The following is a 15,278-nucleotide window of genomic DNA, read 5'->3' on the forward strand; positions in this document are numbered from 1 at the left end:
GCGCAGCCCTGTACGATGTGGTCGTCGTCGGCGCCGGATCCGCGGGGGCCGCGCTCGCCGCACGCCTCTCGGAAGATCCGAAGCGACGTGTGCTCCTGCTGGAGGCGGGGCGCGACTGGCGCACCGGCGAGGCCCCGCCGGCCTTGCGCTCGGCCAACATCGTCCCGTTCATGTACGATCCGGACCACCAGGCGGATTGGCAATGGCCCGGGCTGATGAGCCGGCGGACGCGCGTGCAGGAGCCCCGCTTTTATTGGCGTGGGCGTGCGCTCGGCGGCAGCTCGACGGTCAACGCACAGATCGCGATCCGCGGTGTCCCGGCGGCCTTCGATGCCTGGGCGGAACAGGGCTGCACCGGCTGGTCGGCCCGTGACGTGCTGCCGCTCTTCGACCGGATCGAGGACGACGCCGAATTCGGCACGGAGGCCGGCATCCGTCGTGGCGGTCCGCTCCCGGTCTACCGTGCGCCGCCGGAGGCCTGGGGCGCGGTGGATCTCGGGCTGCGGGACGCAGCCCTCGCTGTCGGCCATCCCTGGAAGGCGAACCTCAACGCTCCAGAGGGCGAAGGCGTCTCGTGCAATCCGATCAACAGTCGCGATGGGCACCGTGTCACCACCAACGACGCCTACCTCGAGCCGGCACGCGGGCGGCCCAATCTCGAGATCCGCGGCGGCGCCCTCGTCGATCGCGTCCTGTTCGAGGGACGCCGCGCGGTCGGGATCCGCGTCCGCTTCGGGACGGGCCCCTGGACCGAAGTTCACGGCCACGAGATCGTCCTGTGCGCCGGCGCCATCCATAGCCCGGCCATCCTGATGCGCTCCGGGATCGGCCCGGCCGCGCAGCTCCACGCCCTCGGCATCCCCGTTCTTCAGGCCCGCGAGGCGGTCGGCGGCCATTTCATGGATCACCCGATCCTGCGGGCGACGATGGATCTGCGGCCCGACCACCGGGCGTTCGGTCCGGACGCGCGACACACCAACTGCTGCGTGACGTATTCCAGCGGTCTCGCGGGCGGCGGCGAGCGCGACATGATCCTCGTCGCCTACAATCACCGGGGCCTGACGGGTCCGGAGCCGACCCCGCAAGGGGCCGTCGGCGTCGGGCTGTACGATGCGTTCTCGCGCGGTTCGCTGCACCTCACGTCGGCCGATCCCGAGATCAATCCGGTCATCGAGGAGAACATGCTGGACGATCCGCGCGATCGCCTGCGCATGCGCGATGCGGTGCGACGCCTCGCGCACCTGATGGCGCAGCCGGCTCTGGCCGACCTCGCCACGGCGATCCGGTTCGGAGAAAGCCCGCTCGCGATCGGCGAGGCCGCGCGCCTCCCGGATACCGAACTCGACGCCCTGATGCTCGCCGAAGCCGGCGATATCCAGCACGCGGCCGGCACCTGCCGCATGAGCGGATGGCAGGACGCATCCGGCGTCGTCGACCCGGATCTCAAGGTTCGCGAGATTGGCGGACTGCGCGTCTGCGATGCGTCGATCATGCCCAGTGATTGCCGGGCCAACTTGCACTTCACCTGCGTGATGATCGGCGAACATCTCGCTCGGAGCATGGCCAAGCAATAAGATAAAGCTCTTTCATGTGCCGAATTTTATGATTCACTGCCGTTCATCGCCCACTCGGACGAGCCTGCAAGGCTTGCGAATCGCGGAACGAGGGCTGCTTCGTCTCGACGGAACACCGAACGCAACCGGTTTCTCTTCGGCCAGATCCCGTCGTTCATGGCCGCTCAGACGGTGGTGACCGGACCCATCTTCAGCGGCCTGCGATGTGCGGCCTGCATCAAGAGGTCCGCGTTATGCGCGCTTCGATTATGCGGAGCGCCTCAAGCCGTTCATCGTCGTTCGGCAGTGCGCGGAAAGCCCGGATCAACCTGGCGAGCAGGTAGGTGCCGTGCAGATCACCGGCTTTGTCCAGTTCGACAGCACTTTCAGTCGCAAACACTTGCGCAGGTACGCTGAGGGCTGCCGCAATCAATCGCAGGAGATGATCGTCTCGCTCGTCGTGCGCCAAGGGCTATCCGAATCCTCTGTCGGCCGATGCGGGATGCCTCCTACCTAGACGATCAAACCGAGCCGGAAACCCTCGGCCACAGACTGAGCCCGATTGCGTGTTCGAAGTTTCGTGCGCACCCCGCGCAGGTGTGAGTCGACCCCATGTTCCGAGATGCCCATGATCTCGCCGATTTCCCAGTCGGTTTTGCCCTCAGCGGTCCACTGAAGGGTCTCACGCTCGCGCGGTGAAAGGCCAGCGGATTGTTCGATTGGCTGGCCGCGCACAAGTAGGCCGTGACCGAAGGCGTAGCTGGCGACAAGCGTCAGCATTCCGCGATGCTCGGGGGCTATCTCGAGCCGGCGGCCGGCAAAGCTCATCCCGCCGATCTCACCCTCGACGGTCGTCAGGGGGACCGTGTAGCCGTCGCGAAGGCCGAACTCGGCCGCCTCGTTCATGATTTGAACAGCGGTCTCCGACGTCGGCGACGGAAGTGCGGGGTCGCGCCAGCCAAATCCCGTCTGCCTGTGCAGGGTTTGCACGACGATCGGATCGTGTGCGGCGTAGCGCCGATGCAGGTACCGTTGCCGCCACTCGTCGGGAACGCTTTCCATCACCAGGAACTGCCGATTGAAGCTGGTTAAGGCGGACGATGTAGGGAGAAGCCCGGCGATGATCGCGTCGATCCCAAAACCCGCGAGTTGGCGGTGTACCGTTGAAACCACCTCGGGAACGCTGCCGGCTCGGTCAAGCTCTTTAAGCAACTTGAGCGTGTGATCGAGTGATTTTCGGCTCACGACAGCCCCTATCGTCTGCTCTCGAAAGCTTCGAGCCGCGGTTCAACCGACGATAGCACCGAGACCTCATCTCCGGAAATAGCCCGCACCGCGCAACAAACAGGCGGACACCACGCGTTCGCGTGGTGTCGCGCGCCTCGTCGGGCGGGCACACCAAGCACGGAGGTGTTTCATGATTAAAGTCATCACTGCCGCGAATATCGATCATAACCGAGAGCTAATGGAGCAAGCGTGGCGCCTGCGGCATAGAATTTTCGTGGAGGAGATGGGCTGGGCGGCAATCGCGCGCGATGACGAGCGTGAGATCGACGAGTTCGACGATGAACATGCCGTCCATCTTCTCGCAGTCGACGACGATGAGGTTGTGGGATACTCCAGGCTCCTCCCAACTTTACGCCCCTACGTTCTGTCCACGCATTTGCCGCAGCTTTGCGAAGGCGTGCCACCCGCCTCGCCGCATATCGTCGAGTGGAGTCGGATCGGCGTCGCCGGCCCCGCCCGCACCTCGGGCCGTCGGCTCAATCCAACAGCTCTGGCCATTCTCACGGGCATCGTCGAGTGGGGGCTGCCTCGTGGCCTGAAAGGCTTCGTCTCCGAGATGCCAACGAGTTGGCTTCTACGGCTGCTTCAGCTGCACATCCATGCCCTGCCCCTTGGGCTTCCGCAGACGATCGATGACGTCGAGATCGTCGCGGTCAATGCCGGCTTCGACGGCCGCAGCCTCCGACAACTCCAGAAGATGCGCGGGAGCACGGACTCGGTCTTGGCGCCGGAGAGCCGGGTCGCCGCCCGGTTGGCAAGCTAAAGAAGGCCGCCTTCATGAGCAACGCGCTGGCCGATGGCAGCCATGTCGACAACGGGGGTGAGCTCATAAGGCGCGCCGCCGAGCAGGCCCTGGATCTGCGACAGACCGTCAACGAACTGGTCGATCCGCAGCTACGCGAACTTGTTGACGTTGTACTGATCGAACTTGGATTTCGCCTTTCCAAGCTGAAATGACGATCATCCCGCACAACATCTCCAGGTAGCGAAACCTAAAAACCGCGCCGCCGCACATCTTATGTTGCCGCCCAATAGCATCTTCCTGTCGCTGGAACTGGCCGAAAATCCAGCGGCAGGCCCCTGATTCCTTCGAATACTTACTGGCCATGCCAAGATCCAGCAAGAGGAATCAGTCTCATGCTTTCGCCGACAGCAGAAGGCCATGTAAGGAAAAATCCAATGCCCAAAATGTCTTCTCAAGAATCACTGCCACACTCATGCCTTGAGCTAGCAGCTGAGATCACGGCCGCCTATGTCACCAACAATCACATCGCGGCGACCGATCTGCCAGGTTTGTTCGAGTCCATTCACTGGGCACTTTGCAACCTGGAGCAGCCATCCGACGAACGCCGTTCAGCCATCGCAACCACTGAAGTCCCGAGTCCTGCACAGATCCGCAGGTCGGTCCAGCATGACCACATCATGAGCTTTATCGACGGACGTTTGTACAGAACCCTAAAGCGACATCTCACCGCCCACGGCCTTACGCCTGAGACGTACCGTGCCCGCTACCGCCTGCCCAACGACTACCCGACTGTGGCCCCCAGCTACGCCGAGCAACGCTCGGCGATCGCGAAGGCGATCGGTCTTGGGGTACCGGGGGCACAGAGTGTTCGGCGCCCGCAACAGGCCGCCGAGTGAGACCCGGAGGCTCACCTTTCGGCCGGACCAAGACCCGGGGACCCTCACCAGCCCGAGACCTTGCACAGGCCTTGGTTGGCAAACGGGGTCAACGCCAGCATGGCTCAAAGCCATACCTCAGGGAGGACGACTTTTGAGGGGTCAGGTCACGTCAACGGTGAGACGGGCGGCAAAAGCATGGCGTGGGTTTTTCCCCAGTTGGCGGGAAGCAGTCATGCCGCCAGCGATGAGATTGCAACGATCAGGTGCTTGATGCCGCAATTAAACGCATTCGGCACGAACCATCCGGTTCGGTCCTCTATCCCAAAGAGCGGCAGGCTCTTTACCAGGCCCCGCTCCTCGCGTGACCGGTGGTGAACGGCACCCTGCGATCGGAGCGGGCGTCACCCGACAGGAACCGGGACCGATGAAGGAGCTTGGCTCACCAAGTCGGTACGGTCGCCGGCCGGGAGAAACGCATGTCTGCCGATACTGAGAAGCACCGCGCCCTGCTTGGCGCCCTCAAGGACGCCCACGGCAAGGGCGACGGGTCATTCGAGAAAGCTGTCACGGCGGCGTTCGAACACGTCTTCGAGCACCTGGGCCGCCTGAGCGACCACGTCGCACGGGGCGGTCCCGATGGCGAGGAACGGCGCCTGGAGGACGGGGAATCTGCGACTTTACGATAATCGCGGCCCCTCGTTGCGGCGTTGACGCTCAGGTGCGCCAACGCCTTTCGGTGGATCAGGAATTCTGCGCGGCCGCGGACCGTACGGGAAGGGCCCAGTTCGGTCTGACGAAGTGGCAGGTGTACCCATCGGGCCGCCGCTCCAGGTAATCCTGGTGTTCGGGCTCGGCCTCCCAGAAGTCTTCGGCGGGCGCCACCTCGGTCACGACCTTCCCGGGCCACAGGCCGGACGCGTCGACGTCGGCGATGGTGTCCTCCGCCACCCGACGCTGGTCGTCGTCGGTGTAGTAGATCGCCGAACGGTAGCTCAGGCCGCGATCGTTGCCTTGGCGGTTCGGGGTGGTGGGGTCGTGGATCTGGAAAAAGAACTCCAGCACGCGCCGGAAGCTCGTCCGTGTCGGGTCGTAGACGATTTCGATGGCCTCAGCGTGGGTGCCGTGGTTGCGGTAAGTGGCGTTCGGCACGTCGCCGCCGGTGTAGCCGACCCGGGTCGACAGCACGCCTTCCTGACGCCGGATCAGGTCTTGCATACCCCAGAAGCATCCGCCTGCCAGCACCGCTCTCTCGCTACCCATGTTGTCCTCCGTAAGCTCCTGCACACTCCTAGATAGGGGCTCCGACTGCGCTTACCCCATGGCCCGGTCTACCTGCTGTCAAACAGCGTTGAACATTGACCCCTAGGATGGGTATGGCGGGACGCCCCTGATCAGCCCGGCGTAGCGAGTCGAGGGGGCACAGCCGGTCAGATCGGGGGCCAGCGGACGCGATGCGTGTGCCGGCCTCAGGCGCGGTTCTGGAAGCGCCAGTTCTCCTTGCCGGTCTCGACGATCCCGCAATGGTGGACGAGCCGGTCGAGCAGCGCCGGGGTCATTTTGGCGTCGCCGGCGAAGACGCTGGGCCATTCCCCGAAGGCGAGGTTGGTGGTGACCACGATCGTGGTGGTCTCGGAGAGCTTGCCGATTAGGTGGAACAGGAGCTGGCCGCCCGACAGTGTGCACCTTCATAGGCGCGCGGCTGCGAGGCAGCAGGGATGAAAGGGGGGGGGACGAGGCCGGATAAACCGCAAGATCGGAACCGTGCCGCTGAGCATAGCTTGAACCCATCCCGAGCCAACGCCCACGGTTCAGGCAAGCGCGACGCTCCATCGGTCGGAATTGGCGACATGCTGATGGCCGACCGAAGCCACCATCGTCCAGGGTTGTCCATCCCGTTCGACTGGGCACAAACTGGACGCCGGCCAGAACAGTATAAGTTAAGCGCCTGAAAACCCTGGCGCGCCCTACGGGAATCGAACCCGTGTTTTCGCCGTGAAAGGGCGACGTCCTGGACCGCTAGACGAAGGGCGCTTTGGCTAGGCCGGGGTTCTATAGTCGGCGGCGGCGCGTCCGGCAACCGTCGATCCGCACGCGGGCTCGGGTTTGACCCCGGGACGGGTTGGGGCGATGGAGGGGCATGCCGCAGATCCCGCCCCGCATGACCCTCGTCCTCGGCGGGGCGCGTTCCGGCAAGAGCGCCTACGCGGAGGGGCTGATCGAGGCCTGCCCCGGCCCGTGGCTCTACCTCGCCACCGCGCAGGCGTTCGACGGCGAGATGGTCGCGCGCATCGCCCAGCACCGCGCCCGGCGCACCGGAGCGTGGCGGACCCGCGACGTTCCGCTCGCTCTGCCGGAGGCGGTTGCCGAGGCCGAGGGGGCCGTCCTGGTCGATTGCCTCACCCTGTGGCTCACCAATCTGATCCTGGCCGAAGCCGACCTGGAGGACGCGGTGGCGCGGCTCATCGCCGCCTGCGCGCGGGCGCCGGGTCCGCTGGTGCTGGTCGGCAACGAGGTCGGGCTCGGGATCGTGCCGGACAACGCCCTCGCCCGCCGCTTCCGCGACGAGGCCGGGCGCCTGCACCAGCGGCTCGCCGCCCGGGCCGACCGGGTCGTGCTCACCGTGGCGGGCCTGCCGCTCGTGGTGAAGCCGCAAGCCCCCGTACAAGCCCTCATTCCCGGAGCCTCCGCATGAGCGACGACGCGACCCGCCACCGCGAGAAGATGGAGAAGCGCAAGGCCGTGCAGGATGCCGAGGTGGCAGCCAAGACCGTCGAGAAGGGCCTGCTCATGGTCCATACCGGCCCCGGCAAGGGCAAGAGCACGGCGGCGCTCGGGCTGATGCTGCGGGCGCTGGGTCGCGGCTGGCGGGTTGGCATGGTCCAGTTCATCAAGGGCGGCTGGGATACCGGCGAGCGCCACGCGGTCGCGGTGTTCGGCGACAAGGTCGCCTGGCACACGCTGGGGGAGGGGTTCACCTGGGAGACCCAGGACAAGGCCCGGGACATCGCCGCCTGCCGCCACGCCTGGGACGTGGCCGAGGGCCTGATGGCCGATCCCACGATCCGCCTGCTCGTCCTCGACGAGCTCAACATCGCCCTGCGCTACGAGTATCTCGACCTTGATGCCGTGGTCGCCGCGCTGCAGGCGCGCCGGCCGGACCTGCACGTGGTCGTCACCGGCCGCAACGCCAAACCGGCCCTGATCGAGGCCGCCGACCTCGTCACCGAGATGGGCAGCGTGAAGCACCACTTCTCGGCCGGCGTGAAGGCTCAGGAGGGGATCGAGTTCTGAAGCCCACGCGCAAGAAGGCCCTGATGATCCAGGGCACCGGCTCCGATGTCGGCAAGTCGCTGCTCGTGGCGGGGCTGGCGCGCGCCTTCACCGACCGGGGCTTGGCGGTGCGGCCGTTCAAGCCGCAGAACATGTCGAACAACGCCGCCGTCACGCCGGATGGCGGCGAGATCGGCCGGGCCCAGGCGCTCCAGGCCCGGGCCGCCCGGGTGGCGCCGTCCGTGCACATGAACCCGGTCCTGCTCAAGCCCCAGAGCGAGGTCGGCTCCCAGGTGGTGGTGCAGGGGCGGATGGTCGCCACCGTGAAGGCCCGCGACTACCAGGCCTGGAAGCCCCGGCTGATGCCCGCCGTCCTGGAGAGCTTTTCGCACCTGGCCGCGGAGGCCGATCTCGTGCTGGTCGAGGGCGCGGGCTCGGCCTCCGAGGTGAACCTCCGGGCCGGGGACATCGCCAATATGGGCTTTGCCCGGGCCACCGACACGCCGGTGGTGCTGGTCGGCGACATCGACCGGGGCGGAGTGATCGCCAGCCTCGTCGGCACAAGGGCGGTGATCGATCCCGCCGACGCCGCGATGATCGCCGGCTTCATCGTCAACCGCTTCCGGGGCGACCCGAGCCTGTTCGCCGACGGGATGCGGCTGATCGCCGAGCGGACCGGCTGGGCGCCGCTCGGCCTCGTGCCGCACTTCCCCGCGGCCGCGCGCCTTCCGGCCGAGGACGTGCTCGGGCTGGCGGGTTCCGGGCCGCGCCCGGCCGGGACCGTTACGGTGGCGGTGCCGGTGCTTCCGCGCATCGCCAATTTCGACGACCTCGACCCGCTCCGGGCCGAGCCCGGGGTGTCGGTGGTGCTGGTGCGCCCCGGAACGCCGATCCCGGCGGACGCCGCCCTGGTCCTGCTGCCGGGCTCCAAGACCACCATCGACGACCTGGACTTCTTCCGGGCCGAGGGCTGGGACGTCGATCTGCGCGCCCATGTCCGGCGGGGCGGGCGGGTGCTCGGCCTGTGCGGCGGCTACCAGATGCTGGGGCGCAGCCTCGCCGATCCGCACGGGATCGAGGGGGCGCCCCGCACGGTGCCGGGGCTCGGGCTCCTCGACGTCGATACCGTGATGACACCGCACAAGCGCCTTGCCGAAGCCACCGGCACGAGCCTGTCCGATGCGGTGCCGTTCTCGGGCTACGAGATGCATATCGGCGCCACGCACGGCCCCGACGCGGCCCGGCCGCTGCTGCGGCTCTCCGACGGGCGCACCGACGGGGCGGTCTCGGCGGACGGGCTTGTGGCCGGGACCTACGTGCACGGGCTGTTCGCACACGATGCCCAGCGCGCGGCTTGGCTCGCCCGCCTCGGCACGGTCTCGGAGGGGGCGGGCTACGAGGCCGGGGTCGAGGCGGCGCTCGACGGCCTGGCGCGACACATCGCGGCCCATGTCGACTGCGACCGGCTGCTGGCGCTTGCCCGGTAGGCGAGGGCCGGGCCAGGGATTACTCTGTGTAATGCCGGCCCTCGCCACGAGGGGCCGCACGGACCCAGAGGAAACGCCAGATGCCCCCCACGCAATCCCCGGCTGGGGAAGATTTCGCCGAGAGCACCGTCCGCACGGTGACATTGCGGCTGATGCCGCTGCTCGGCCTCCTCTACCTGATCGCGTATATCGACCGGCAGAACGTGTCCTACGCCAAGCTGGACATGGTCGGCAGCCTGGGTCTCAGCGAGACCGCCTACGGCCTCGGCGCGTCGCTGTTCTTCCTGGGCTACTTCCTGTTCGAGGTGCCCGCCAACGTGTTCCTCGAGCGGGTCGGCGCACGGGTCTGGTTCGCCCGGATCATGTTCACCTGGGGCATCGTCACGCTCCTCCTCGGCTTCACCCAGAACGCCGCGATGTTCTACGTGCTGCGCTTCCTGCTCGGCGCCGCGGAGGCCGGCTTCTTCCCCGGCGTGCTGTTCGCGCTGACCCTCTGGTTCCCGCAGGAGCACCGGGCTCGGATGATCGGCTGGTTCATGATCGCCAGCGCGGTGGCCAACGCGGTGGGGGCGGCGATCGGCGGGGCGCTGCTCGGCCTCGACGGGGTCCTGGGGCTGGCGGGCTGGCAATGGGTGTTCCTGGCCACCGGGGCGCCGGCGATCGTGATGACCGCGATCGTGCTGCTGGTCCTACCGAACGGCCCCGAGACGGCGCCCTGGCTGTCCCAGGACCAGCGCGACTGGCTCGCTCGGACGCTCCGGGCCGAGCGCGAGGGCGGCGGCCTCGTGGATCACGGCAACCCCTTCGCGGCGCTCCTCGACAAGCGCGTGCTGATGCTCGCCGGGGTCTACGTATCGCTGCCGCTGGCCGCCTACGGGCTCGGCTACTGGCTGCCCACGGTGGTCAAGGGCTTCGGCGTCTCGAACCTCACCAACGGCTTCCTGAACATCATCCCGTGGGTCGCCACGGCCGTCGCCCTGTGGTGGGTTCCCCGCCACGCCGCCCGCACGAGCGCCCAGGGCAACGCCCTGACCTGGCACGTGGTCGGGCCGGCGCTGGTCGGGGCGACCGGGCTGGCGTTGAGCGTCATCCTGCCGGGCAACGCCGTGAAGTTCGCGTGCCTGTGCGTGGCGGCGGCTGGGACGTTCTCGGCCCAGCCGGTATTCTGGTCGATGCCCGCGACCTTCCTGCGCGGGGCGACCGCGGCGGCCGGGATCGCGGCGATCAACTCGGTCGGCAACCTCGGCGGCTTCGTCGCGCAGAACATGGTCCCGTTCATCCGCGACCAGACCAAGAGCGACCTCGTGCCGATGCTGTTCCTGTCCGCCTGCCTGGCGATCGGCGCCGGGGCGATGTTCGTGGTGCTCTCCGCCCTGCGGCGGGATGCGGCCAAGCGCGGGGCGGCGACGACGAGGCCCCGCGCCGCCTGAACATCGGTCGTCATCGCGCGTTATCCTTCATCGTGCCGCTCAATCCGGCACGATGATGTGACCTCGCGCTCCCGCGGGACATCATCGATGAGGGTACCGCAATGAGCGAAGGCATTCCGCTTCTGATCCTCGCCCTGGGCACTCTGGGCGGCGTCTGGTTCCTGGCCGCCGCAGCACGGAAGCAGGTCGCCGACGCCAAGGGTTCGCCGGAACGCTCCAGCGTGATCCGCGATCACGGCGGCACGCCGCGCGCGAACATGCCCGGCACCGAGCACTGACGGGATCAGCCGACGGCAATCCGCCGGCAATGGTCGAGGGCGGCGCCGATCAGGTTGTCGCTGGCCTCGGGCGTGCGGAAGGCCGAATGCGCCGACAGGACGACGTTCGGCAGGCCCGCGAGCGGGTGGTCGCCGGGAAGCGGCTCGACCGCGAACACGTCGAGCCCGGCCGCGGCGATCCGCCCCGTGCGAAGCGCCTCGACGAGGGCATCCTCGTCGATCAACGCCCCCCGGGCGGTGTTGATCAGGATCGCGCCGGGCTTCTGCGCGGCGATGCGCGCTGCCGACAGGAAGCCGCGGGTCTCGTCGGTCAGGAGCAGGTGGAGCGAGACCACGTCGCTCTCTTGCAGCAGCTGTTCCAAGGACACGAACGCGACGCCCTGATGCGTCTTCGGCGTCCGGTTCCAGGCCAGCACCCGCAGGCCTGCGCCGTGGCAGAGCCGTGCCATCTCGCCCGCGATCCCGCCGAAGCCGATCAGTCCGACGGTCTTGCCGGTGAGCTGGATCGCCTCGGTGCGCAGCCACCGCCCCGCCCGTATGGCCCGGTCCATCTCGGGCAGGCCCCGGGCGGCGGCCCACATCAGCGCGAAGGCGCATTCCGCGACCGCGGTGTCGCCGTAGCCCTTGATCGTGTGGACCGTGACGCCGCATGCGGTCCGGAGCGCTTCCGGGTCCATGTAGCTGCGGGCGCCGGTGCCCAGGAACACCACGTGCCGCAATCCCGTGCAGGCGCGGGCCACGTCGACCGGGAGGGCGGTGTGGTCGATCACCGCGATCTCTGCGCCGGCCAGCAGGGCGGGCAGGTCCTCCGGGGCGATGTCGGGCTGGAGGTTGATCGCGAACGCGGGATCGTCCGGCCGCAGCAGGCGGTGCGCCACCGCCGCCAGGGTCTCGCTGGCATCGACGAACACCGCGCGCATCGGCTTCTCCCTGACCGCTCAACCCAGCGTAGCGCATCCTCCCGAAAGGCGGGTCCCGGCTTTCGAAAAAAATGATGCAACCCAGAGCCCTGGCGCAGGCGGTGCCGTCGGGTCAGCCCAGCACGGCGAACCAGAGGGCGAGCAGGGTGAGGACGAGGCCGCCCTGAAGCAGGCAGGCCGTGCGGTAGAGGGTCAGGGCCCGGGCGATGTCGTCGGCCGTGGCCTCGGCCCGGCCGTCGCCCATATGCGCGTCGGGGACGCGGGTGCCGTCATAGACCCGCGGACCCGCGAGCCTCAGGCCGAGCGCACCGGCCATGGCGGCTTCGGGCCAGCCGGCATTGGGCGAGCGGTGCCGGCCGGCATCGCGGGCCATCGCCCGGAGGCCGCCGCGTGCGTCGGCGCCGCGCAGGAGCGCCGCACAGACGATCAGCAGGCCGGCGAGCCGGGAGGCCGGCAGGTTCACCAGGTCGTCGAGCCGGGCGGCCGCCCAGCCGAAGGCCGCGTAGCGCGGGCTGCGATGGCCGATCATGCTGTCGGCGGTGTTGATCGCCTTGTAGAGTGCGCCGCCGGGCAGGCCCAGACACCCGATCCAGAAGGCCGGCGCCACGATCCCGTCGGAAAAATTCTCCGCCAGGCTCTCGATGGCGGCGCGGCACACCGCCGGCGTGTCGAGCTGGTCCGGGTCGCGCCCGACGATCATCGACACGGCGCGGCGCCCGGCCGCCAGGCCGCCGTCGCGCAGGGCGGTCTCCACGGCCGCGACGTGGTCGTTGAGACTGCGCTGCGCCGGCAGGCTCGCGCAGAGCAGGCCGAGCAGCAGGAAGGCGGGGAGGGGACCCGCCCACAGGGCGAGGCCGGTGAGCGCCCAGGCCGGAAGCCCCGTGATCGCCAGAAGAAGCACCAGCGCGACGCAGCCCGCGACCCGGCGGCGGCGCCCGGAACCGCGATTCAGGCCACGCTCCAGCCAGGAAATCAGCCGGCCGATCCAGGTGACAGGGTGGCCGATGGCCTTGTAGAGCGCGTCCGGGTAGCCGGACGCCGCCTCGATCCCGAGGGCAAGGGCGAGGATGGCGAGCGTGTCGGGCGGATGAACCATCGTTTCTGGAATCCCGCTCCGAGGCCGGGGGCGATCCCGGGTGTCATCCCCCATGGCGGCGATCTCGGCGGGCTTCGGGACGCCTTTCCAGACGCGCCGGAACCCTGGCTCGACCTCTCGACGGGGATCAATCCGGTCCCGTATCGCGTGCCGCCGATGGAGGCCAGCGCCTGGACGCGGCTTCCCGCCGCCGCCGAGGTCGAGGCCCTACGGGAGGCGGCCGCGGCGGCGTACGGGGCTCCGGGCGCCGCCCAGGTCGTGCCCGCCCCCGGCACCCAGATCCTGATCGAGACCCTGCCCCGGATGGTGGCCCCGACCCGGGTGGCGGTTGTCGGCCCGACCTATGCCGAGCACGCCGCCGCCTGGGCGCGGGCGGGGCACGCGGTGGCGCAGGTCGACGGGATCCAGACGGTCGGCGATGCGGCCGTCGCGGTGCTGGTGGATCCGAACAACCCGGACGGGCGGACCCATCCGCTCGCCGATCGGCTCGCCTTGGCGGAAACGCTGCGCGCCCGCGGCGGCCTGCTGGTCGCCGACGAGGCCTTCGCGGACCTGGAGCCGGTGGCGAGCCTGTGCCCGCATGTCGGACCTGGGCTCGTGGTGCTGCGCTCCTTCGGCAAGACCTACGGGCTCGCCGGCCTGCGCCTCGGCTTCGCGGTGACGGATTCCGGGACGGCGGGCCGGATCGCCACGGCGCTCGGTCCCTGGGCGGTGTCGGGGCCGGCCCTGGCGATCGGGCGGGCGGCCCTGGCGGACGTGGACTGGCGCGCGGAGGCGGCCCGGTCGCGGGCGGCGGATGCGGGCCGCCTCGACCGGCTGATCGCCCGCGGCGGCGGAACCGTCATCGGCGGCACCAGCCTGTTCCGCACCGCAGACTTCGCGGACGGCCCGGGCCTGTACCGGCGGCTCGCCGAGGGCGGCATCGCGGTGCGGCGCTTCCCCGAGCGGCCCGAGCGCCTGCGCTTCGGCCTGCCGGCCGGGAAGGCGGCGTGGTGTCGCCTGTCGCGGGTGCTCAGGTAGACGGCGCTGCCAGCCCGTGCCGGTCGCGGGCCGCCACCAGCACGGCCAGCACCGAGAAGACCAGCCCCACAGCGCAGACCCCCGGCCAGCCGACCATCAGGAACGCCTGCGAGCCCGCGAAGGCGCCGAGCGCCCCGAACACGAACAGGGTCGTGAACAGCACGGTGTTGATGCGGCCCCGGGCCCCCGGCACCAGGGCGTAGGCCCGGGTCTGGTTGGCGATGAGCGCGCCGTTCATGCCGATATCGATCAGCAGGACGCCGAGCCCGACGGCGACGAGCGACCACGTGCCCCCGGCCCACAGCACCAGGAACGACAGGGCGACCATCAGGCTGCCGCCGAGCACCACGGGCCGGGCGCCACTCCGGTCGGTGAAGCGGCCCGACACGGGGGCGACGAACGCGCCGCAGACCCCGATCACCCCGAACAGCCCCGCCCCGGCGGCGGACAGCCCGAAGGGCGGGCCCTCGACCAGCAGCGCGAGGGTCGCCCAGAAGGCGTTGAACGCGGCGAACAGCAGCGCCTGCGACAGGCTCGCGGTGCGCAGGACCGGCTGCGACCGGGCGAGGTGCAGGATCGACAGCATCAGGGCACGATAGCGCAGCGGATGGGTCTGCGGCGTGTGCGGCAGGGTGGCGCGGGCGATGCCCGCCATGACGAGCGCCAGGAGCGAGGCGGCCAGGAACACCGCCCGCCAGCCGAGATGCGCCCCCAGGAACCCGCTCGCCGTGCGGGCGAGCAGGATACCGGTGAGCAGTCCGGTCATCACCTGGCCGACGATCCGCCCGCGGCTCGCATCCGGGGCAAGCTCGGCCGCGAACGGCACCGCCTGCTGCGCCGCGCAGGCGAGGACGCCGACCACCAGATGGGCCAGGGCCAGGCAGGCGAGGTTCGGCGCGAGGCCGACGGCGAGCAGTGCCACGGAGAGCCCGAGGCATTGGGCCACGATCAGGCGGCGGCGGGGCAGGGCGTCGCCCAGGGGCACGAGCCCGATGATGCCGAGCCCGTAGCCGACCAGGGCCGTGGTCGGCACCCAGAGGGCGGCGGCGTCGCCGAATTCGGATACGATCAGGCCGAGCAGCGGCTGATTGTAATAGATGTTGGCGACCGCCCCGCCGGCGATCAGCGTCAGGCCGAGCCGGGCCTTCGCGTCGAGGATGGTGGTCACGGCAGGATCGGGAGCAGGCGGGCGCGCCGCCGCGGGAGGGCCGTGATGGGGGCCATCGTGAGGTCCGTACGGGTGAGGGAGGGCAGGGCCGAGATCGATACGGGCAGAGCGCGCCGTCCGGCAAGCGCCGGGCCTGCAGCCCTCCG

17 protein-coding genes, 1 tRNA gene and 1 pseudogene are annotated in these 15,278 nt (G+C 69.2%); 11 read left to right on the top strand and 8 right to left on the bottom strand.

Annotation, left to right across the window (positions count from 1 at the left end):
• Positions 1-8: 8 nt before the first annotated feature.
• The gene (locus ACYQPG_RS18030) at positions 9-1,574 is read left to right on the top strand and encodes a GMC family oxidoreductase (protein WP_187193726.1); all 1,566 of its coding nucleotides are present in this window, start codon (positions 9-11) and stop codon (positions 1,572-1,574) included.
• A 217-nt stretch (positions 1,575-1,791) separates the two neighbouring features.
• Here ACYQPG_RS18030 and ACYQPG_RS18035 read toward each other — a convergent pair whose 3' ends face one another.
• Both ACYQPG_RS18035 and ACYQPG_RS18040 read right to left on the bottom strand, forming a co-directional pair.
• The gene (locus ACYQPG_RS18035; RefSeq protein WP_147908908.1) at positions 1,792-2,022 is read right to left on the bottom strand and encodes a hypothetical protein; all 231 of its coding nucleotides are present in this window, start codon (positions 2,020-2,022) and stop codon (positions 1,792-1,794) included.
• Positions 2,023-2,066: 44 nt separating this feature from the next.
• On the bottom strand, positions 2,067-2,798 hold the full coding sequence (locus ACYQPG_RS18040) for an autoinducer binding domain-containing protein (protein ID WP_147908909.1): 732 nt from the start codon (positions 2,796-2,798) through the stop codon (positions 2,067-2,069).
• Positions 2,799-2,970: 172 nt separating this feature from the next.
• On the opposite strand from ACYQPG_RS18040, the gene ACYQPG_RS18045 reads away from it, so the two are divergent.
• The 4 genes from ACYQPG_RS18045 (at position 2,971) to ACYQPG_RS18060 (ending at position 5,149) form a co-directional block, all read left to right on the top strand.
• Entirely contained in the window at positions 2,971-3,603 is a 633-nt protein-coding gene (locus ACYQPG_RS18045; RefSeq protein ID WP_147908910.1) for an acyl-homoserine-lactone synthase, read from the top strand.
• A gap of 14 nt (positions 3,604-3,617) precedes the next feature.
• Positions 3,618-3,797, top strand: a complete 180-nt coding sequence (locus tag ACYQPG_RS18050; protein ID WP_147908911.1) for a hypothetical protein — start codon at positions 3,618-3,620, stop codon at positions 3,795-3,797.
• 180 nt (positions 3,798-3,977) lie between these two features.
• Positions 3,978-4,481 carry a Ros/MucR family transcriptional regulator gene (locus ACYQPG_RS18055; protein WP_461231420.1) on the top strand — a complete coding sequence of 168 codons (504 nt, stop codon included), beginning with the start codon at positions 3,978-3,980 and terminating at the stop codon, positions 4,479-4,481.
• A gap of 458 nt (positions 4,482-4,939) precedes the next feature.
• Complete coding sequence (locus tag ACYQPG_RS18060) at positions 4,940-5,149, top strand: hypothetical protein (RefSeq protein WP_461231421.1); 210 nt, start codon at positions 4,940-4,942, stop codon at positions 5,147-5,149.
• A gap of 55 nt (positions 5,150-5,204) precedes the next feature.
• On the opposite strand, the gene msrA is transcribed toward ACYQPG_RS18060, so the two are convergent.
• From msrA to ACYQPG_RS18075, 3 genes and pseudogenes are all read right to left on the bottom strand, one after another.
• A complete protein-coding gene (gene msrA, locus ACYQPG_RS18065) occupies positions 5,205-5,723 on the bottom strand; it encodes a peptide-methionine (S)-S-oxide reductase MsrA (protein WP_147908913.1) in 519 nt (172 codons plus the stop codon).
• A gap of 206 nt (positions 5,724-5,929) precedes the next feature.
• Positions 5,930-6,136: pseudogene (locus ACYQPG_RS18070) on the bottom strand (ATP-binding protein); the annotation flags it as partial.
• A gap of 282 nt (positions 6,137-6,418) precedes the next feature.
• A tRNA-Glu gene (locus tag ACYQPG_RS18075) sits at positions 6,419-6,494 on the bottom strand.
• A 106-nt stretch (positions 6,495-6,600) separates the two neighbouring features.
• Between ACYQPG_RS18075 and cobU the strand changes: the two genes are divergently transcribed.
• From cobU to ACYQPG_RS18100, 5 genes are all read left to right on the top strand, one after another.
• A complete protein-coding gene (gene cobU, locus ACYQPG_RS18080) occupies positions 6,601-7,155 on the top strand; it encodes a bifunctional adenosylcobinamide kinase/adenosylcobinamide-phosphate guanylyltransferase (RefSeq protein WP_187193610.1) in 555 nt (184 codons plus the stop codon).
• Positions 7,152-7,754: a cob(I)yrinic acid a,c-diamide adenosyltransferase gene (cobO, locus tag ACYQPG_RS18085; RefSeq protein WP_147907675.1), complete on the top strand. Its 603-nt coding sequence runs from the start codon at positions 7,152-7,154 to the stop codon at positions 7,752-7,754. The genes cobU and cobO overlap by 4 nt, the downstream gene beginning before the upstream one ends.
• Positions 7,755-7,777: 23 nt before the next feature.
• The gene (locus ACYQPG_RS18090) at positions 7,778-9,220 is read left to right on the top strand and encodes a cobyric acid synthase (RefSeq protein WP_461231422.1); all 1,443 of its coding nucleotides are present in this window, start codon (positions 7,778-7,780) and stop codon (positions 9,218-9,220) included.
• Between the two features lie 80 nt (positions 9,221-9,300).
• On the top strand, positions 9,301-10,650 hold the full coding sequence (locus ACYQPG_RS18095; protein ID WP_147907677.1) for an MFS transporter: 1,350 nt from the start codon (positions 9,301-9,303) through the stop codon (positions 10,648-10,650).
• A 101-nt stretch (positions 10,651-10,751) separates the two neighbouring features.
• Complete coding sequence (locus ACYQPG_RS18100; RefSeq protein WP_187193611.1) at positions 10,752-10,928, top strand: hypothetical protein; 177 nt, start codon at positions 10,752-10,754, stop codon at positions 10,926-10,928.
• Between the two features lie 5 nt (positions 10,929-10,933).
• Here ACYQPG_RS18100 and ACYQPG_RS18105 read toward each other — a convergent pair whose 3' ends face one another.
• Entirely contained in the window at positions 10,934-11,848 is a 915-nt protein-coding gene (locus ACYQPG_RS18105) for an NAD(P)-dependent oxidoreductase (RefSeq protein WP_147907678.1), read from the bottom strand.
• A gap of 112 nt (positions 11,849-11,960) precedes the next feature.
• Positions 11,961-12,944 carry an adenosylcobinamide-phosphate synthase CbiB gene (cbiB, locus tag ACYQPG_RS18110; protein WP_187278903.1) on the bottom strand — a complete coding sequence of 328 codons (984 nt, stop codon included), beginning with the start codon at positions 12,942-12,944 and terminating at the stop codon, positions 11,961-11,963.
• On the opposite strand from cbiB, the gene cobD reads away from it, so the two are divergent.
• Positions 12,936-13,964 (top strand): threonine-phosphate decarboxylase CobD, encoded by a 1,029-nt coding sequence (gene cobD, locus ACYQPG_RS18115; RefSeq protein WP_461231423.1) that lies wholly within the window; start codon positions 12,936-12,938, stop codon positions 13,962-13,964. The two genes, cbiB and cobD, sit on opposite strands and share 9 nt — an antisense overlap.
• Here cobD and ACYQPG_RS18120 read toward each other — a convergent pair.
• Positions 13,957-15,132: an MFS transporter gene (locus ACYQPG_RS18120; RefSeq protein ID WP_419828462.1), complete on the bottom strand. Its 1,176-nt coding sequence runs from the start codon at positions 15,130-15,132 to the stop codon at positions 13,957-13,959. The two genes, cobD and ACYQPG_RS18120, sit on opposite strands and share 8 nt — an antisense overlap.
• Positions 15,133-15,278: the final 146 nt, after the last annotated feature.

Source organism: Methylobacterium sp. CM6246, assembly GCF_054818005.1.